This is a genomic window from Streptomyces sp. NPDC002958, from assembly GCF_055563255.1.
In genome coordinates this window covers 157,389-176,161 of the sequence record NZ_JBVHDS010000004.1, presented here as the reverse complement: position 1 = coordinate 176,161, position 18,773 = coordinate 157,389, and the positions used below count along the sequence as shown (strand labels likewise).

The window sequence follows — 18,773 nt, the reverse complement described above, 5'->3', positions numbered from 1 at the left end:
CGCAAGGTCCCGCCCCACCCCGCCGTTCGGCTCCGTTCAGGGGCGGGGCACGTTCCGCAGGTTGGAGCGGGCCATCTGGACCATCCGGCCGACTCCCCCGTCCAGCACGATCTTGCTGGCGGAGAGCGCGAAGCCGGTCACCATTTCCGCGCTGATCTTCGGCGGGATGGAGAGTGCATTGGGGTCGGTGACGACATCGACGAGCGCCGGGCCCTTGTGCTTGAAGGCATCCTTGAGGGCACTTTCGAGCTGCTTGGGCTTCTCCACCCGTACGCCGTACGCCCCTGCGGCCCGGGCGATCGCCGCGAAGTCCGGGTTCTTGTTCGTCGTACCGAACGACGGCAGGCCGGCGACCAGCATCTCCAACTCGACCATACTGAGCGAGGAGTTGTTGAACAGTACAACCTTCACCGGCAGGTCGTACTGCACCAGGGTGAGGAAGTCCCCCATCAGCATGGTGAATCCGCCGTCGCCGGACATCGACACCACCTGCCGGTTCCGGTCGATGAACTGGGCGCCGATGGCCTGCGGCAGCGCGTTGGCCATCGAGCCGTGGCTGAACGAACCGATGACGCGGCGTTTGCCGTTGGGAGAGAGATAGCGGGCGGCCCAGACATTGCACATCCCGGTGTCGACGGTGAACACGGCGTCGTCGTCGGCCAGATCGTCCAGCACCGAGGCCACGTACTCCGGGTGGATCGGGATGTGCTTCTCGACCTTCCGGGTGTACGCCTTGACCACGCCCTCAAGTGCGTCGGCGTGCTTCTTCAGCATCCGGTCGAGGAACTTTCGGTCGGCCTTGGCCTTGACCCGCGGGGTCAGACAGCGCAGCGTCTCACGGACATCGCCCCAGACCGCCAGATCCAGCTTGGAGCGTCGGCCGAGGTGCTCCGGGCGCACATCTACCTGGACGATCTTCACGTCGTTGGGGAGGAAGGCATTGTACGGGAAGTCGGTGCCGAGCAGGATGAGGAGATCGCACTCGTTGGTTGCCTCGTAGGCGGCACCGTATCCGAGCAGTCCACTCATGCCGACGTCGTACGGGTTGTCGTACTGGATCCATTCCTTGCCGCGCAGTGCGTGCCCGACCGGGGCCTTCACCCGTTCGGCGAACTCCATCACCTCGGCGTGGGCGCCCGCCGTGCCGCTGCCGCAGAACAAGGTCACGCGTTTCGCCTCGTCGACCATCCGGCAGAGCTTCTCGATCTCCCCGTCACCGGGCCGTACCGTCGGCCGCGAGGTGACCAGGGCGTGCTCGATCGACTTCTCCGGGGCCTGCTGCGATGCAATGTCACCCGGCATCGATACGACGCTGACCCCGCCTTGGCCGATCGCGTGCTGAATGGCCGTCTGGAGCAGCCGCGGCATCTGCTGCGGGTTGGAGATCATCTCGTTGTAGTGACTGCACTCCTGGAAGAGCAGCTCCGGATGGGTTTCCTGGAAGTAGCCGAGACCGATCTCGCTCGAAGGAATGTGCGAGGCGAGGGCGAGAACGGGCGCCATGGAGCGGTGGGCGTCGTAGAGGCCGTTGATGAGGTGCAGATTGCCGGGGCCGCAGGATCCGGCGCAGGCCGCCAGCGAGCCGGTGATCTGTGCCTCGGCTCCGGCGGCGAACGCGGCGGTCTCCTCGTGCCTGACCTGGATCCAGTCGATGGCCGAGTTGCGGCGAATGGCGTCGACGACCGGGTTGAGGCTGTCGCCGACGACGCCGTACATACGCTTGACGCCCGCCCGGGCGAGGATGTCGACGAACTGCTCCGACACGTTCTGCTTGGCCATGGGTACGTACCCTTTCCGCGCTTCGGCTTCCGGACTCCGCATCCATCAACCCATGACGCGCGCGGTTACGCCTCCCGGACGCCGGCACTCGTACGGTCGTCGGAGTACTGCTTCACCCTGAGCTGGGTATCCGCAGGGGCGTGGCGATGTCCAGATCCAGGTGAGGTGGTCTCCGTCGGGGCCGCCCCCGGGAGAGGGGGAGCCGAAGCGCACGGTGAGCAGCGCATCGCGGCGGGGCTCGCCACGGAACCGTGCGGAGTCCCCGCGCGCGGAGGCGGCGCGCAGGGTGTACGTGCCGTATCCGGCGCCGTCGAGCACGGTGTCGGCGACGAGGCCGTCCAGCTCTTGGGGGACGGGGGGCGGGCGGCGCGGTGGGCTCGGCGTCGCAGGTGGGCGGCCGGTCACCCACATGGCCGATAACGGGGCGGAGTGGAGGGGGTGCGGGTACAGCGGGTGCGGGTACGGCGGGTACGCGTTCAGGCTCGGGTGCAGGTGCCGGTCCCTCACCGTCCGGCCGCCTGGGCAGAGGCGGCGCCGGCGCGGACGCCCCATCGGCGAAGGACGGCTCGGGCGCAAGCTCGGGCCCCGACGGCAAGTCCGGCCCCGACGGCAGGTCGGCGTCGGCCGGAGGACCGGCCGGAACCGGCGGTGCGGCGAAGGTGCGCGGCTGCGACGTAGGCCGGGGACGCACCCGGGCCGCGTGCGGACGCAACTGGCGGCCCCCACGGAGCACGCACCTGCACCGACTCAAACACCGCGGGCACGGACGGCGGAGGCCCGGCCGCAGCCTGCGCCACCAGTCGTCCTCGTGGGCGGCGGACCTCTCCCCCGGCCGGCTCATGCCCTTGTTGTCCACCGCACGGGCCTTACGAAAACGGGTCATCCGGAAGAAGCGGCCATGGAAAAGGTCCGCCGGGCGGCCCCACCCCCCACGGGAAGGACGCCCGGCGGACCGGTCAGGGCGTGATCAACGCACGGCGTACGCGTCGGTCACGGTCTGGATGACGGAGTTGCCGTTGGCGTCCGTCAGTTCGGTCTTCAGGGTGACCGGCTTGCCGGCCGCGCCCGCGTGGTTCACGGTCGCGGTCCAGTGGCCGCCCTCCTCCGCGGTGGTGGCCTGGGTCCAGGTCTCGCCACCGTCGTACGAGTAGGAGACCTTGGCTGCGACCAGCTTGCCGGGGGTGTAGCCCGCGTGGCCGGTGACGCTCAGGCCGATCGTCTGACCGTCCTTCGCCGCGAGGGTCTTGAGCCCGTCGCTGTCCAGGTCGTAGCCCGGGAAGAGCAGCGGAATCCCCTGCGAGTACACGTTCTCGTCCCGCTCCGAGCGGAACTTCCAGGTGGTATCGATCTGGGTGGACCGCTTCCACACGGCGGCCGGCAATCCGTACTTTCCGGTCCTCAGGGTGAGTTCGTACGCGGCGTCCTCGGCCGGGACGGTGAACACCCCGGACGGGTAGGTGGACTTGCCCAGCACCTTGCCGCCGCTGGTCAGTTGCATATTACCTTCGTCTCCGAAGGAACCCTGGATACCGGCGTGTTCGCTATCGCTCCAGAAGCCCGGGGCAACTCCGATCAGGTTGTCCTGCCGCTCGGCGGCGAGCTGGAGCTTGCCCTCGGCGTCGCGCGGGGCGGCCGGTGCCGGGATGCCCCGGTACCAGTCCTCCGTGCGCTTCATGCCCTTCGTGTAGGTACGGGCCTGGTCTACCATGAACTCGCCCCAGGGGAAGCTGGACGAGAGGAAGTGCCTCCATGCGGTGTCGTCCGCCGAGTAGTACTCGGTGCGCTTGCCGGGAACGGCGACGACGTCGAAGCCGTTGGAGATGATCCTGCCGTCCGGCCGGGTGATGTTCATCAGGTCGATGTAGTCGGCCGCGACACCCATCGCCTCGTACGTGGCGTTGGTCTTGCCGAGCTTGCTGTCCCTGACCTTGTAGGTCCGGTCCGAGGTGACGGGGCCGGTCTCGGGGAAGGCGAGGTTGTAGACGAACGGGCTGACGGCGGTGGCCTTCCAGCTCAGCTTGACCGGGCCGGTGGCCAGGGCGGCCTTGAGGGCGTCGGCCTCGCTCGCCTCGACGCCGAGTGCGGGCAGAGGCGGCGTCGTACCGAATTTGGCGACAGGCTGCCAGGGACCGGCGGACGGCCGGTACGCGATGACCGCCTTTGCGCCCGCGGCCTTGGCGTTCGCCGCATGGGTGCCGATAAAGCCGTCGTCGGCGACCTTGACCAGGGCGATCTTGCCCGAGACACCGGCGGACGCCAGCTCGTCGGGGGTGCCGGTGCCCGCGTCGACGAGTGCGGCCTCGCCCGTACCGTCGAGGTTGACGGCACCGGTGTTGGCCGTCGTCGGGTGCAGTTCGGTGCCACCGACGACCGACAGCTTCTCGATCTGGGGTGCGTACGCACGCCAGAAGCTGTCGAACTCGAAGTCGCCGTCACTCGCCCTGCCCTGCACGTCGACCAGGTAGTTCTTGATGAGACCGCTGACGGTGAGGGAGCCCGAGTGCAGCCATGTGTCATCCCAGCTGCGGCCGAAAGCGAGCGTCGTGGAGCGGTTCTCGGACGCCCGGTCCTCCGTCTTCACCTGGATCCGGTGAGCCTTGCGGGCGTCCAGGACCAGGGTGGTGTCCTCGGTGACGTTCAACTGCGGCCGCGCGAGGTAGCCCACGGACTCGATCATCCGCCCCGTGGCGTCCTTCGGGTCCGTCGTCGTGATGAAGCTGGAGACGAAGTACGCACCGGGGCGCACCTGGTAGACCTGCTCGGTGGCGCCGGCGTTGAAGCGGCGCTCGCCGTCGGCGGTGTCGGTACCGATGAGGTCCACCGAGGAGGATCCCTTGGCGGGCTTGCCGGCGCGGTCGACAAGCTTGACGCGCAGGGTGACGGTCTCCGGTCCGACGTACAGCGAGAACGGGGTGGAGACCTTGACGCCGTCGGGCCCGGTGGCCAGGACACGCCCGGTGACATCGCCGTACTGGGCGGCCTTCAGCTGCGCGGTCGGGTCGATCTGCAGCGGGACCTTGACGGTCGCGCCCGCCGGGACGGTGACCGTGCTCGCGTCGAGCTTGGCGACGGAGGAGCGGACCGCCGAACCGTCGTTACCGGTGACGCCCTGCACCTTCAGCAACAGCTTCACCGGCTTGGTGCCGGAGTTGGTGTACGGGACATCGACCGTCGTGCGGTCGGACTTGTCCTGCGGCCAGTTGAACGCACCGCCCTGGACGGCGGGGGCGCCGACGACGGTGGTGTCGATGGCGGCCTTCACATCGAGGCGGCCACCGCCGGTCTCGCGCACATCGCCGGGGATGTCGCTCTTCGCGGAGGACACGAGAGCCGCCTTGATCTGCTGGGCGGTCCAGTCCGGGTGACGCTGCTTCACGATGGCTGCGGCGCCCGCGACATGCGGGGTGGCCATCGATGTGCCGGACATCGTCTGGTAGGCGTACACCCCGCGGCCACCGGCCGCCGCGGCCGAGATGTCGACGCCGGGGGCGGTGATCTCGGGCTTGAGGGTGTGCGAACCGATGACCGGTCCGCGGCTGGAGAACTGGGCCGTGGCATCCTCGCGGTCGACGGCGCCGACGGTCAGCGCGCTCGGAGCGCAGCCCGGCGAGGAGACGGTGTTCGATGCCGGGCCCAAGTTGCCGGCCGCGATGACGAACAAGGTGTCCTTGCTCTGGGAGAGTTCCTCGGCGGCGAGGCTCATCGGGTCGGTGCAGTCGCCCGGCGTCGCGCCGCCGAGGCTCATGGAGACGACATCGGCCTTCTGGTCGACGGCCCACTGCATACCGGCGATGACCCAGGACTCTGCACCGGAGCCCGAGTCGTCGAGGACCTTGCCGGCGAGCAGGTCGGTGCCGGGGGCGACGCCCTTCTTCTTTCCGTCGCTGGCCGCACCGGAGCCGCCCACGGTGGAGATGGTGTGGGTGCCGTGGCCCTGCCGGTCGTCAGTGGTGGCGGAGTCGGTGAAGTTCTTCGAGGCGGAGACCCGGCCCTTGAGGTCGGGGTGTTCGGCATCGACACCGGTGTCGAGCACGGCGACCTTGGTGCCCTTGCCGTCGTATCCGGCGGCCCAGGCGAGGTCGGCACCGACCTGCTTGGTCGACTGGTCGAGAGTGGCCTGAACCTTACGGTCGAGCCACAGCTTCTTCAGACCGGAGGCCGAGCGGGAACGGGTGTTGGTGACGTCCGACCAGAAGTCGGCAGCCTTCGCCTTGTCGGCCTTGAGCACGACGCCGTCGATGGCGTCGAGCGCGAGTCCGCGCTCGGCTCCACGCGGGGTGACGGACACGGAGCGGGCCACGTCCTGGCCGTAAACGGCAATCAGCGGCAGCGACTTGGTGCTCGCGTCGTCGTAACCCTGACGAATGAGCCCAGTGACGTTGAAAAGTTCCTCGTCGACCGTGCCGGCTGCCAGCGCAGCGGCGGCGGTGTCGGGGTAGACGTAGAGGTCCTTGCCGGACTGACGGGTCTGGATGAGCGGCACGGTGCCGTCCTCGCGCGGCAGCGCGGTGGCCAAAGCGGTCCCCGAACTGTCCGTGCTCACCGAGACCTTGTCGCCGGTGACCAGCGTGACGGTGACCGGTTTGCCCGCCTTGACCTCGGCGGCCTCACTGCCGACCAGTGGCCTCTTCGCGGTCGTATCGTCCTGCGGCGCTGCCGTGGACGGTGCGATCGCGGTGACGGCCAGGACGGCGGCGGTGGCCGCTCCCAGTGCCGTACGCGATATCGGACGCATCGCTCTCCCCAGATAGAACCGGAACGCCTCTGCACAAACCGCTGCATTCCGGATGTTGTTGGTACTGCGGTGGCGCCACATTGTCAGAGCAGCAGCAGATATAGGGATGATGTACATGGCGGGTTTACGCCGCGGCCGCTTTCCGCCACGACCGGGCGCCCGAAGACAGCGACATCATGCGGAATCAGTGCGTCCAGGAGGAGTCCGGGATGTTGAGAGCCATAGGCCTCGACGAGATACGCCGTTCCGTGCCGGCCGTTGGGTGGCGGCGCCACCGGGGGTGGCACTGGGGGCGCTGCCCCAGCAGCGCCATGAGCTGGAGCGGGCGGAGCTGACGGCGGCGCTGCTCGCCGAGGAGTACCGGGCGGAGGCCACCGCAGCGGCCGTGCACGATCTGGTCGAGGTGGTCACGGGCGCGAGCGCGGTGGCGCACCGCTTCCACCAGTTGCACCTGGGGGCGACGAACGAAGTGTGCGCCCTGGTCACCGGGAAGCCGATCGCAGTAACCGGAACGGAGAACGACTCCGAGGAGCAGGCCGTCACGCGCGGGGTGTCTTACCGGGTGGTGATCGAGCGCGAGGTGCTCGCGCTGCCGTCCGGGATCACGGAGCTGTCGGCCGCGCTGAGCCGTGACCAGCCGTGCCGGGTCGTCGACCGGGTGCCCACCAAGCTGGTCGTCGCCGACACGGCCCTGGCGATGGTGCCGCTGACCGGACGAGGCGCCGAGCCCGCGGCGCTGGTGGTTCACGCCTCGGGGCTGCTTGAGGCGCTGATGGGGCTCTTCGAGGCGGTGTAGCGCGATGCCATGCCGCTCAGGCTCGGCGGGAACGGCCGGCTGGAGGAGGAGTCCACCGGGCCCGATGCGACGGACCTGGACATTCTGTCGCTGCTGCTGGCCGGGCTCACGGACGCGAGCGTGGCGAAACAGCTGGAGCTGGGACTGCGGACCGTACAGCGGCGGGGCTCGCCCCGGAACCGCACGGAGTCCCCGCGCACGGAGGCGGCTCGCAGGGTGTACGTGCTGCCGGACCGGGCGCAGTCGTGCACGGTGTCGGCGACGAGACCGTCCAGTTCCTGGGGGCGGTGGCGGGCAGCGCGGTGGCCATGAAAAAGGTCCGCCGGGCGGCCCCACCCCCCACGGGAAGGACGCCCGGCGGACCGGTCAGGGCGTGATCAGCGCACGGCGTACGCGTCGGTCACGGTCTGGATGACGGAGTTGCCGTTGGCGTCCGTCAGTTCGGTCTTCAGGGTGACCGGCTTGCCGGCCGCGCCCGCGTGGTTCACGGTCGCGGTCCAGTGGCCGCCCTCCTCCGCGGTGGTGGCCTGGGTCCAGGTCTCGCCGCCGTCGTACGAGTAGGAGACCTTGGCGGCGACCAGCTTGCCGGGCGTGTAGCCCGCGTGGCCGGTGACGCTCAGGCCGATCGTCTGACCGTCCTTCGCCGCAAGGGTCTTGAGCCCGTCGCTGTCCAGGTCGTAGCCCGGGAAGAGCAGCGGAATCCCCTGCGAGTACACGTTCTCGTCCCGCTCGGAGCGGAACTTCCAGGTGGTCGCGATGGCGGTGGACCGCTTCCACACCTTGGCGGGCTCGCTGATCTTGCGGGTTTCCAGGGTGAGTTCGTACGCGGCGTCCTCGGCCGGGACGGTGAACACCCCGTACGGGTCGACTTTCTGGCCCAGCACCTTGCCGCCGCTGGTCAGCCGCAGCTTGCCGAGGTCACCGAAGCCGCCCTGGAACCCGGCGTGCTCGGTGTCGCTCCAGAAGCCCGGGGCGACGCCGATCAGGTTGTCCTGCCGCTCGGCGGCGAGCTGGACCTTGCCCGCGGCGTCACGCGGGGCGCCCGGGACCGGGATGCCCCGGTACCAGTTCTCCGTGCGCTCGGCGCCGGCCGTGTACGTACGGGTCTGATCGACCATGGACTCGCCCCAGGGGAAGCTGGAGGAGAGGTAATGCGCCCAGACGGTGTCGCCCGCCGAGTAGTACTCGGTGCGCTTGCTGGGCGCGGGGACCGTTTCGAACATGCCGGTGTAGCGCGCGCCGTACGGCCGCTGGCCGAGCAGCAGGTCGGGGTAGTTGGCTGCGACGCCCATCGCCTCGTACGTGGCGTTGGACTTGGCGAGCTTGCTGTCCCTGACCTTGTAGGTCCGGTCCGAGGTGACGGGGCCGGTCTCGGGGAAGACGAGGTTGTAGACGAACGGGCTGACGGCGGTGGCCTTCCAGCTCAGCTTGACCGGGCCGGTGGCCAGGGCGGCCTTGAGGGCGTCGGCCTCGCTCGCCTCGACGCCGAGCGCGGGCAGAGGCGGCGTCGTGCCGTAGGTGACGGAAGGCTTCCAGGGGCCGGCGGACGGCCGGTATGTGATGATCGCCTTTGCGCCCGCGGCCTTGGCGTTCACCACCTGGGTGCTGATGAAGCCGCTGTCGGCGACCTTGACCAGGGCGATCTTGCCCGAGACGTCGGCGGCCTTCAGCTCGTCGGGGGTGCCGGTGCCCGCGTCGACGAGTGCGGCTTCGCCCGTTCCGTCGAGGTTCGCGGAGCCGCTGCCGACCACTGTCGGGTGCAGTTCGGCGCCGCCGACGATCGACAGCTTCTCGACCCGGGGGGCGTACGCGCGCCACAAGCTGGCGAACTCGTAGTCGCCGTCGCTGACCTTGCCCTGCACATCGGCGAAGTAGTTCTTGACGACATCGCTGCCAACGACGGAGCCGGAGTGCACCCAGACATCGTCCCAGCTGCGGCCGAAGGAGAGCGTCGTGGAGCGGTTCTCGGACGCCCGGTCCTCCGTCTTCACCTGGATCCGGTGGGCCTTGCGGGCGTCCAGGACCAGGGTGGTGTCCTCGGTGACGTTCAACTGCGGCCGCGCGAGGTAGCCGATGGACTCGATCATCCGCCTCGTGGCGTCCTTCGGGTCCATCGTCGTGATGAAGCTGGAGACGAAGTACGCGCCGGGACGCACCTGGTAGACCTGGTCGGCGGCACCGTTGTTGAAGCGGCGATCACCGCTGTCCGTGTCAGTGCCCACGACGTCCACCGAGGAGCCGCCCTCGGCGGGCTTGCCCGAACGGTCGATCAGCTTGACCCGCAGGGTGACCGTCTCGGCGCCGACGTACAGCGAGAACGGGGTGGAGACCTTGACGCCGTCGGGCCCGGTGGCCAGGACACGCCCGGTGACATCGCCGTACTGGGCGGCCTTCAGCTGCGCGGTCGGGTCGATCTGCAGCGGAACCTTGACGGTGGCTCCGGCCGGGACGGTTACCGTGCTCGCGTCGAGCTTGGCGACGGAGGAGCGGACCGCCGAGCCGTCGTTGCCGGTGACGCCCTGGACCTTCAGCGACAGCTTCACCGGCTTGGTGCCGGAGTTGGTGTACGGGACGTCGACCGTCGTGCGGTCGGACTTGTCCTGCGGCCAGTTGAACGCACCGCCCTGGACGGCGGGGGCGCCGACGACGGTGGTGTCGATGGCGGCCTTCACATCAAGGCGGCCACCACCGGTCTCGCGCACATCACCGGGGATGTCGCTCTTCGCGGAGGACACGAGAGCCGCCTTGATCTGCTGGGCGGTCCAGTCCGGGTGACGCTGCTTCACGATGGCTGCGGCACCCGCGACATGCGGGGTGGCCATCGACGTGCCGGACATCGTCTGGTAGGCGTACACCCCGCGGCCACCGGCCGCCGCGGCCGAGATGTCGACGCCGGGGGCGGTGATCTCGGGCTTGAGGGTGTGCGAACCGGTCACGGGTCCGCGGCTGGAGAACTGGGCCGTGGCATCCTCGCGGTCGACGGCGCCGACGGTCAGCGCGCTCGGAGCGCAGCCCGGCGAGGAGACGGTGTTCGATGCCGGGCCCAAGTTGCCGGCCGCGATGACGAACAAGGTGTCCTTGCTCTGGGAGAGTTCCTCGGCGGCGAGGCTCATCGGGTCGGTGCAGTCGCCCGGCGTCGCGCCGCCGAGGCTCATGGAGACGACATCGGCCTTCTGGTCGACGGCCCACTGCATACCGGCGATGACCCAGGACTCTGCACCGGAGCCCGAGTCGTCGAGAACCTTGCCGGCGAGCAGGTCGGTGCCGGGGGCGACGCCCTTCTTCTTTCCGTCGCTGGCCGCACCGGAGCCGCCCACGGTGGAGATGGTGTGGGTGCCGTGGCCCTGCCGGTCGTCAGTGGTGGGGGAGCCGGTGAAGTTCTTCGAGGCGGAGACCCGGCCCTTGAGGTCGGGGTGTTCGGCATCGACACCGGTGTCGAGCACGGCGACCTTGGTGCCCTTGCCGTCGTATCCGGCGGCCCAGGCGAGGTCGGCACCGACCTGCTTGGTCGACTGGTCGAGAGTGGCCTGAACCTTACGGTCGAGCCACAGCTTCTTCAGACCGGAGGCCGAGCGGGAACGGGTGTTGGTGACGTCCGACCAGAAGTCGGCAGCCTTCGCCTTGTCGGCCTTGAGCACGACGCCGTCGATGGCGTCGAGCGCGAGTCCGCGCTCGGCTCCACGCGGGGTGACGGACACGGAGCGGGCCACGTCCTTGCCGTAGACGGCGATCAGCGGCAGCGACTTGGTGCTCGCGTCGTCGTAACCCTGACGAATGAGCCCAGTGACGTTGAAAAGTTCCTCGTCGACCGTGTCCGCGGCAAGGGCGTCAGTGGCGGTCTCGGGGTAGACGTAAAGGTCCTTGCCCGACTGACGGGTCTGGATGAGCGGCACGGTGCCGTCCTCGCGCGGCAGCGCGGTGGCCGAAGCGGCCCCCGAACTGTCCGTGCTCACCACAACCTTGTCCCCGGTGACCAGCGTGACGGTGACCGGCTTGCCGTCCTTCGCGGCAGCGGCAGCGACGGCTGCCGCACTGCCGGTGAGCGGCCTCGTTGCGGCGGGTGCGTCCTGTGGCACGGCCACGGATGGCGCTACCACGGTGGCGGCCAGGACAGCGGCTGTCGCCGCTCCCAGCGCCGTACGCGATATGGGATGCATCGTACTCTCCAGATAATTCCGGAAGAAGGCCACACAAAGGCTGTGTTTCCGGAAGTTGTTGGTACTGCGGTGACGCCACATTGGCAGAAGTAAAGGCGACACAGGGATGATGTACACGGCGGGTTTACGCCGTGGCCGCTTTCCGCCACGGCCCGTCGGCCGAAGAGTGCGCAACGATGCGGAAATGACGTGTCCGGGAGGAGTCCAGGGGTGCTGGGAGCCATAGGTCTCGATGAGATACAGGAGGAGGCGTACCGTGCGCTGGTGGCGGTGGGAGCTGCGGAGTTCTCCGATCTCGCGCACCGGCTGGGACTGCCCGAGTCGGACACCGAACGGGCGTTGCGGCGGCTGGAGCAGCATGGTCTGGCCGCCCAGTCGTCGGCCCGTACGGGCCGTTGGGTGGCGGCGCCACCGGGGGTGGCCCTGGGTGCGTTGCTCACCCAGCAGCGCCATGAGCTGGAGCAGGCGGAGCTGACGGCGGCGCTGCTCGCCGAGGAGTACCGGGCCGATGCGGCCGAGCCCGCCGTGCACGATCTGGTCGAGGTGGTCACGGGCGCGAGCGCGGTGGCGCACCGCTTCCACCAGTTGCAGCTGGGGGCGACGAGCGAAGTGTGCGCCCTGGTCACCGGGAAGCCGATCGCAGTAACCGGAACGGAGAACGAGTCCGAGGAGCAGGCGGCGACCCGCGGAGTGTCCTACCGGGTCGTGATCGAGCGGGAGGTGCTCGCCCTGCCGTCCGGAATCCTTGAGCTGTCGGCGGCCCTGAGCCGGGACGAGCAGTGCCGGGTCGTCGACCGGGTGCCCACCAAGCTGGTCGTCGCCGATGCCTCGCTGGCGATGGTCCCCCTGACCGCCCGGGGCGCCGAGCCCGCGGCGCTGGTCGTCCACGCCTCCGGGCTGCTGGAGTCGCTCATGGGGCTCTTCGAGGCGGTGTGGCGCGACGCCATGCCCCTGCGGCTCGGCGAGAACGGCTGGGCGCACGAGGACTCCATGGGCCCCGATCCGACCGATCTGGAGATCCTTTCGCTGCTGCTGGCCGGGCTCACGGACGCAAGCGTGGCGAAACAGCTGGAGCTGGGGCTGCGGACTGTACAGCGGCGGGTGAAGGGTCTGATGGAGCTGAGCGGGGTGTCGACCCGGCTGCAGCTGGGCTGGCATGCGTACGAGCGGGGCTGGGTGTCCCGGACACCACGGGCCTGAACGAGGCCCAGCCGGATACCCCGACCCGGTGTTCCCGCCGCGCCTATACGGCTTTGAGCCGTATCGGCGGTCCCCGCCCCGAGTCGCACTGACGGGCGGGACCGGCCGGACTCCGGCAGGCTGGTGAGATGGGCGTGTGGCAGCTCGTCGCTGTCGGCCTGGTCATGCTTCTCGGCCTGGTCGGCGTGCTGGTGCCAGGGGTGCCGGGGCAGGCGATTGTCTGGGCCGCCGTGCTGTGGTGGGCGTTGACCGACATGACTCCGGCCGCCTGGGGCGTACTCATAGGTGCCACCGCACTGCTCCTGCTGAACCAGGCGCTGAAGCCGTTGCTGCCGCCGCGCCGCCCTCGCGAGTCGGGGGCACCGCGCAAGACCCTGATGCTGGGCGGGATCGGCGCGATCGTGGGCTTTTTCGTGGTGCCGGTGGTGGGTGCGATCGCCGGCTACGTGGGGACGATCTACGGGGCGGAGCGGCTGCGGCTCGGCAGCCGCGGGGCGGGGTGGGCATCGGTCCGCTCGGTGATGCGGGCGACCGGCTATTCCGTGCTCGTCGAGCTCTTCGCGTGTCTGCTGGTGACGGGGGCCTGGCTGGTCGCGGTGATCTGGGGCTGACCTTCCCCCACAGCATCGGGCCCTTCCCGCACAGCACCGGGTCCTTCCCGCTTACCCCGGAACGAAGCCTCGTCCCCCTCTCGAAGAAGTGTTCTCGCCACCGGCACCGCGATCGGCGGCGCACTCGTGGTGGGCGGCGCCCGCCGTCCATGTTTTCCGTACGCAGGGCGCGTTCCTGCTCGGTGCGGTACGCGAAGAGGGGCGGGGCCCGCTGGGTGCGAATGACCGGCGAGGGCGGGCGCACCCGGTGTCGTACGCCACGGCATCGAGGGCCCCGTCGAGATCCGCGACCGGAACGGACCCGAAGAAGACCCACAGCTGCGGCCTCGACGAAGAGGCCTGGATTCCTAGAGGCTCAGGTGCCGTACGGCGTACGAACGCCAGGGCCGCCACCGCTCCGCCTCGGGCCTCCCGTCCGGATCCACATCGGGGTCGCCGAACGCGCGCATCCTGATGAGCGCCGCGGCTGCCGGACCGATCCCCGGCAGTCTCAGCAGTGCCTGCTCGGCCTCGTCGCGGTCCGCCCCGGCGTCGAGCCGTACGTCCCCGTCGGCGAGCGCGGTCGCCAGTGCCCGCAGCGCCGGGTCGCCCACCGCACCGGCCAGCACCCCCGGCTCGGGAAACACATGCGTGAGCCCGCCGCTGGGGACGTCGAGGACCTTCCCGTACGTCTCGACGAGCCGTTCCGCCCCTGCCCCGCCCACCAGCGTCCGTACGGCGAACTCCTCCGGGTCCGCGGCACCTGGCGAGCGCAGCCCGGGGCGAGCGGCGACGCTCGGTGCGAGTCGCGGGTCGGCGCCGAGCCGCTCGTCGACGGCGTACGGATCGGCGTCCAGATCGAAGAGCCGCCGCAGCCGCTGCACGGCCGTCGTCAGGTCACGCAGGTCAGTGAGGTGGATCCGGGCGTCCAGCCAGGACCCGGCGGACCGCTCGTCGACGGCCACGATGCCCGTGCCGTACGGCAGCCGCAGGGTGCGCCGGTAGGTACGGGCGCCGGGCTCCCCGCCGACCTCCTCGATCCGGGCGACCGTCTCGCCGGCCAGGAGATCGAAGACCTCGCGGACCGCGTACGGCCCCCGGTGGGCGAGCCGCAGCGGGATCCCGGTGGTGCGCGCCTCCCCTACGGCCGCTCCCAGCCCCGTCCCGGCCTCGGCGCGCAGTGCGCTCGGTGTACGGGCGTAGATCTGCCGGATCGTTTCGTTGAACTGGCGCACGCTGGCGAATCCGGACGCGAAGGCGATCTCGGTCACGGGCAGCCCGGTCGTCTGGAGCAGTACCCGCGCGGTGTGGGCCCGCTGGGCGCGGGCGAGCGCGACGGGTCCGGCGCCCAGCTCCGCGTTGAGCTGCCGCTGCACCTGGCGCGAGCTGTAGCCGAGCCGGTGGGCGAGCCCGGGCACGCCCTCCCGGTCGACCACACCGTCGCCGATCATCCGCATGGCTCGGCCGACGACATCGGCCCGGACGTTCCAGTCGGCCGAGCCGGGCACGGCGTCCGGGCGACAGCGTCGGCACGCCCGGAAGCCGTTGCCCTGGGCGGCGGCCGCGGTCGGGAAGAAGCGGACATTCTTCCGCTTGGGGGTGACGGCGGGGCAGCTCGGCCGGCAGTAGATGCCGGTCGTCTCGACAGCGAAGAAGAACTCCCCGTCGAAACGGGCGTCGCGGCTGCTCACCGCCTCGTACCTGGTCTGTTCGTCCATCACAACCTCCAGTGTGCGCACCTCCCGGTGCCGCACCGGCGGATTTCGGACGCCGACCAGGGCTGCGGCCTACCGCACCCGGCCCCGCTTCGCGTCCATGGCCGCCCGGCCCTCGGCCCCCTTGCGCTTCCATTCACGCAGCCTTTCGGACCGCACCCGCGCATCGGTCTTGGCGACGATGCGCTGGTTCTCGCGGAGCAGTTTACGGAAGCTGCCGAGACGCCGCTCGGGCAGCGAACCGTCCTCGATCGAGGCGAGTACCGCGCAGCCCGGCTCCGACTCATGGGCACAGTCGTGGAAGCGGCACCGCTCGGCCAGCTCCTCGATCTCGGAGAAGACCTGGCCGACGCCCGTCTCGGCGTCCCAGAGGCCGACCCCGCGGAGTCCGGGGGTGTCGATCAGTACGCCCCCGGAGGGCAGCACCAGCAGATTGCGAGTGGTGGTGGTGTGCCGGCCCTTGCCGTCGACATCACGGGCGGCCTGCACCTCCATCGCGTCGTGGCCGAGCAGGGTGTTGGCGAGGGTCGACTTGCCCGCGCCGGACGCCCCGAGCAGCACACTGGTACCGCCCGAGACAATGGCGGCGAACACGTCGAGCCCCTCCCCGGTGGCGGAGCTGACGGGCAGCACCTGTACACCGGGCGCGATGGCCTCGATGTCCTGGACGAGGTACGACAGCGTGGTGGTGTCCGGCACCAGATCGGCCTTGGTCAGCACCACGATCGGCTGGGCGGCACCGTCCGCGGCCAACGCTCCTTCCCGCAGCAGCGCGTCACCGGCGGCGCTGGACATGGCGAGCGCGAGGAAGCGCTCCACCCGCCCCAGATCGAGCTCCACGGCGAGCGAGACACAGATGGCGATGTGGTCGACGTTGGTGGCCAGCACCTGCCCCTCGGAGCGCTTCGACGACGTCGAGCGGACGAATGCCGTACGCCGCGGCAGCAGCGTCCGTACGAACTGCGGGTCGCCGTCGGGGTCGACGGCGACCCAGTCGCCCGTGCAGACGATCCGCATCGGATCACGCGGGACGACGAAGGCGGTGTCGGCCCTGAGTGTGCCGTGCGGGGTGACGACATCGCACTGCCCGCGGTCCACCCGCACCACCCGTCCGGGCAGCAGGTCCTGGTCGGCGTACGGAGCGAATTCGGCGGCCCAGGCGTCGTCCCAGCCGTACGGAGACAGCGAGTGCGACGCGGACGAGCCCTGAAGAGAAGAAGCGGAGGACGGAAAAGACGAGAAAGACAAGGGAAACCCTTCAAGGGGTGGCCCCGGCAACGCGCATGCAGGCGCGAAGAGTTGCGAAAAGGTCAGCCGGCGACCACGGGGGTGGGAACGATGCTCTTCTGGTTGTGGGCAACGCCCACCGCGGCGACAGTCATCAATGTCCTCACCTCCTGGTTCAAGCACGGGGCCGACACCGGCGGTTCTTGTCCGCCGTCCGGAACGCTGCACACGATAGCCCGCGGTCATCAGGTGGCGTCAACACATTTGATCCACGGGCTCCGGCGGGCCCAGCCACAACCGAGGAACGGGGCGAGGTGCACGGGATGTTCGCCACCCGCCCGTGGTTCCGGGGCACGCCGGGTTGGCCGGTCAGCGAGGAGCTGCTGCGGTCCTTCACAGTCGACGGACAGGTCACCATGACCTCCGCGCACTGCGTCCTTCCGGTACGCAGCCTGGGTTGAACCGCCCCCTACGCCGATGCCCACCGCCCCCGTGAGCGGTGGGCATCCTCATGCGTGGAGCCCTGGGGCTGTGCCCCGGTCACTGCTCGGCGGCGCCGTACACCAGAGTGCGGGCGGTCGGAGCGTCGCGTTGCGGAACGTACTGGTCAATCCGCTACGGAAGCGTCGATCGCTTCCGCATTACCACTCAAATGGTTTCGGTCTGGCGTAAGTTCGATGCCCGGCCCTCACCCGTCGACGGCCTCGTCGGAGATCCGGGCGGCGGGAACGCGTCTTCCCGCGCAGGGACGCTCGGGTTGCGCGGACAGTGCCGGTTCCGGGCCGCCTCGGGCTGCCTGCCATTCGGCGAGCAGCCGGTCGTAGATGGGCGTGACGTCCTGTGCGTGCCGCGGCTGGTAGGGGCTTTGACTGTCGTACTGGTCCATGAGCGACCCCTACCCGGTGCGACGGGTGACACCTGCCGTCACTACGGCAACCGGCCCAGTCCGCCCGCTCCTTCGTGGGGTCGACGGCGCCCCTGACGTACGACGTGGGGCCGGCACATCCGGGCCGCCGAAGGCCGGCCTTCTTCAACTGTGACTTCTACCGCTTTCGCCTTGGGTAACGATGCGGTGCGACAGAACGACCGGACGGGGCCGCTTCCCCTCGGCAACCACTCGATCGATTACCGGAAAAGGGGAAGGCCCCGGAACGCATCGGATGCGTTCCGGGGCCTTCCGGTCATGAGCGTTCGGTGCGGCCGACCAGAGCTCAGTAGTTGGTGCAGGGGTTGCCGACGGTGGGGTTGAGCACGCCGACCACGCTCACGGTGTTGCCACAGGCGTTGATCGGAATGTGGATCGGAGCCTGGATGGTATTGCCGGACACGACACCCGGGGAGTAGGAAGCGCCGCCGTCGGCAGTGGTGTCGGCGAAGGCGGGCGCGGCGGCACCCATCGCCATCAGGGTTCCGGCGGCGATGGCGGCAACCTTGGTGTACTTCACTTTTGTCCCTTTCATTGACGGAGTCCGGAGCGGCCACGTCTTTCGTGCCGCACGAGCGCGGTCCTGATCGCTCGTAACTCCGCCGCTGCCATTCGTAACGACTTAAAACAGCAAACGAAACTCTTCAGGAAGAAGATTCTCGGGAAACCGCCCGAATGGCGCAGTATCGATCACTCGATGCCATCGGCGAGATCATCGAAAAATCCGATGTGTCAGTACCTGGAAAGGCGGCAACAGACCGGGGCCGCTCGGAGGAGGGATGCCGGCGACCCGGGCCTGCCATTGCGGCTCGGATGCCCCGCGCCGGAGCCCTGTGCCCAACTCGTGACCGAGCGTTTCGTTCTCTCCATTCACCCGAATGCCGAGTGCACACGGACAACAGTGCGAACGGGCATGGATGGGGGGCCGCAGAAGTTTTCACCTCCCAGCAATTCATTCAAGCGTCAACAACCCACTCCGCGTATCCAGTTGCGGAACTCGATGCGGAACTCGATGCGGAAAATGGCATCAGTGTGAACGCACATACGTAATCCGTTCGAGTGGTCGCAAGATTTCCATGAATTTCAAGTTTCCTGGACAACTCCTCCTCGTTATGGGTGTCACCAAGCGTGTGGCTTGGGGGTTCGCCCGGCAGAGCTTGGACTCATCACATGAAGAGCACTTCGTCGTGGTGTCTCCGCTCCACCGAAACCGCCACTTGCCGATTCACGCGTGAAGACCTCCGGGGCGCCGTCCCCGGCAGAAGCTGCACGGCCGGATGAATGAGCCGCGAGCGTTGCGCTCGCGTGAAGTGTCCTAAGAAAGGGCAGTCAATGCGAAAAGCCTTGAGTAAGAGCGTGCTGGTGATGGCGGCTGCGTCAGGAATCCTGACCGCGGCCGGCGGGTACGCGTTCGCGGACGCCTCCGCCGATGGCGCTGCCACCGGTTCGCCAGGCGTCGGCTCGGGCAACGCCGTGCAGGTACCGGTGCACATTCCGGTCAACGTATGCGGCAACACCGTCAATGTGATCGGTCTGCTGAACCCCACGTTCGGCAACGAGTGCGGGAACGAGGAGGGCCAGGGCAGCGGCAACGGCGGTCAGGGGGCGAGCGCCGAGGGCGCCGCGACCTCCTCTCCCGGTGTGCTGTC

Annotated in this window: 11 protein-coding genes and 1 pseudogene; 5 read left to right on the top strand and 7 right to left on the bottom strand. The window is 69.2% G+C overall.

Annotated features, from left to right (window positions below):
• Window positions 1-36: 36 nt before the first annotated feature.
• Together ACZ3IC_RS09600 and ACZ3IC_RS09595 are read right to left on the bottom strand one after the other, a co-directional pair.
• Entirely contained in the window at window positions 37-1,779 is a 1,743-nt protein-coding gene (locus tag ACZ3IC_RS09600; protein ID WP_467414330.1) for a pyruvate dehydrogenase, read from the bottom strand.
• Between the two features lie 967 nt (window positions 1,780-2,746).
• Window positions 2,747-6,514 carry a S8 family peptidase gene (locus ACZ3IC_RS09595; protein ID WP_467414328.1) on the bottom strand — a complete coding sequence of 1,256 codons (3,768 nt, stop codon included), beginning with the start codon at window positions 6,512-6,514 and terminating at the stop codon, window positions 2,747-2,749.
• 52 nt (window positions 6,515-6,566) lie between these two features.
• Between ACZ3IC_RS09595 and ACZ3IC_RS09590 the strand changes: the two are divergent.
• Window positions 6,567-7,475, top strand: a pseudogene (locus tag ACZ3IC_RS09590) (hypothetical protein); the annotation flags it as partial.
• A gap of 212 nt (window positions 7,476-7,687) precedes the next feature.
• Here the strand turns inward: ACZ3IC_RS09590 and ACZ3IC_RS09585 are convergent.
• Complete coding sequence (locus tag ACZ3IC_RS09585) at window positions 7,688-11,467, bottom strand: S8 family peptidase (protein WP_467414327.1); 3,780 nt, start codon at window positions 11,465-11,467, stop codon at window positions 7,688-7,690.
• A gap of 210 nt (window positions 11,468-11,677) precedes the next feature.
• Between ACZ3IC_RS09585 and ACZ3IC_RS09580 the strand changes: the two genes are divergently transcribed.
• Together ACZ3IC_RS09580 and ACZ3IC_RS09575 are read left to right on the top strand one after the other, a co-directional pair.
• Window positions 11,678-12,667 (top strand): helix-turn-helix domain-containing protein, encoded by a 990-nt coding sequence (locus ACZ3IC_RS09580; RefSeq protein ID WP_467414325.1) that lies wholly within the window; start codon window positions 11,678-11,680, stop codon window positions 12,665-12,667.
• A 128-nt stretch (window positions 12,668-12,795) separates the two neighbouring features.
• Window positions 12,796-13,278, top strand: a complete 483-nt coding sequence (locus ACZ3IC_RS09575; protein ID WP_467414322.1) for a DUF456 domain-containing protein — start codon at window positions 12,796-12,798, stop codon at window positions 13,276-13,278.
• A gap of 347 nt (window positions 13,279-13,625) precedes the next feature.
• Here ACZ3IC_RS09575 and ACZ3IC_RS09570 read toward each other — a convergent pair whose 3' ends face one another.
• Both ACZ3IC_RS09570 and rsgA read right to left on the bottom strand, forming a co-directional pair.
• Entirely contained in the window at window positions 13,626-14,975 is a 1,350-nt protein-coding gene (locus tag ACZ3IC_RS09570) for a DNA-3-methyladenine glycosylase 2 family protein (protein WP_467414320.1), read from the bottom strand.
• A gap of 69 nt (window positions 14,976-15,044) precedes the next feature.
• Window positions 15,045-16,220 carry a ribosome small subunit-dependent GTPase A gene (gene rsgA, locus ACZ3IC_RS09565; RefSeq protein ID WP_467414318.1) on the bottom strand — a complete coding sequence of 392 codons (1,176 nt, stop codon included), beginning with the start codon at window positions 16,218-16,220 and terminating at the stop codon, window positions 15,045-15,047.
• 35 nt (window positions 16,221-16,255) lie between these two features.
• On the opposite strand from rsgA, the gene ACZ3IC_RS09560 reads away from it, so the two are divergent.
• A complete protein-coding gene (locus tag ACZ3IC_RS09560; protein WP_467414730.1) occupies window positions 16,256-16,660 on the top strand; it encodes a DUF5949 family protein in 405 nt (134 codons plus the stop codon).
• 227 nt (window positions 16,661-16,887) lie between these two features.
• Here the strand turns inward: ACZ3IC_RS09560 and ACZ3IC_RS09555 are convergent, their stop codons facing one another.
• Together ACZ3IC_RS09555 and ACZ3IC_RS09550 are read right to left on the bottom strand one after the other, a co-directional pair.
• A complete protein-coding gene (locus ACZ3IC_RS09555; protein ID WP_467414316.1) occupies window positions 16,888-17,085 on the bottom strand; it encodes a hypothetical protein in 198 nt (65 codons plus the stop codon).
• Between the two features lie 325 nt (window positions 17,086-17,410).
• Complete coding sequence (locus ACZ3IC_RS09550) at window positions 17,411-17,644, bottom strand: chaplin (protein WP_467414313.1); 234 nt, start codon at window positions 17,642-17,644, stop codon at window positions 17,411-17,413.
• 812 nt (window positions 17,645-18,456) lie between these two features.
• On the opposite strand from ACZ3IC_RS09550, the gene ACZ3IC_RS09545 reads away from it, so the two are divergent.
• Window positions 18,457-18,773 (top strand): chaplin (locus ACZ3IC_RS09545; protein ID WP_467414311.1); only part of this gene is annotated, 317 nt, incomplete at its 3' end.

Coding starts and splice junctions, on each gene's coding strand:
- ACZ3IC_RS09600 (WP_467414330.1), bottom strand. CDS start 1,779: ATGGCCAAGCAGAACGTGTCGGAGCAGTTCGTCGACATCCTCGCCCGG.
- ACZ3IC_RS09595 (WP_467414328.1), bottom strand. CDS start 6,514: ATGCGTCCGATATCGCGTACGGCACTGGGAGCGGCCACCGCCGCCGTC.
- ACZ3IC_RS09585 (WP_467414327.1), bottom strand. CDS start 11,467: ATGCATCCCATATCGCGTACGGCGCTGGGAGCGGCGACAGCCGCTGTC.
- ACZ3IC_RS09575 (WP_467414322.1), top strand. CDS start 12,796: ATGGGCGTGTGGCAGCTCGTCGCTGTCGGCCTGGTCATGCTTCTCGGC.
- ACZ3IC_RS09570 (WP_467414320.1), bottom strand. CDS start 14,975: ATGGACGAACAGACCAGGTACGAGGCGGTGAGCAGCCGCGACGCCCGT.
- ACZ3IC_RS09560 (WP_467414730.1), top strand. CDS start 16,256: ATGCAGGCGCGAAGAGTTGCGAAAAGGTCAGCCGGCGACCACGGGGGT.
- ACZ3IC_RS09555 (WP_467414316.1), bottom strand. CDS start 17,085: ATGGACCAGTACGACAGTCAAAGCCCCTACCAGCCGCGGCACGCACAG.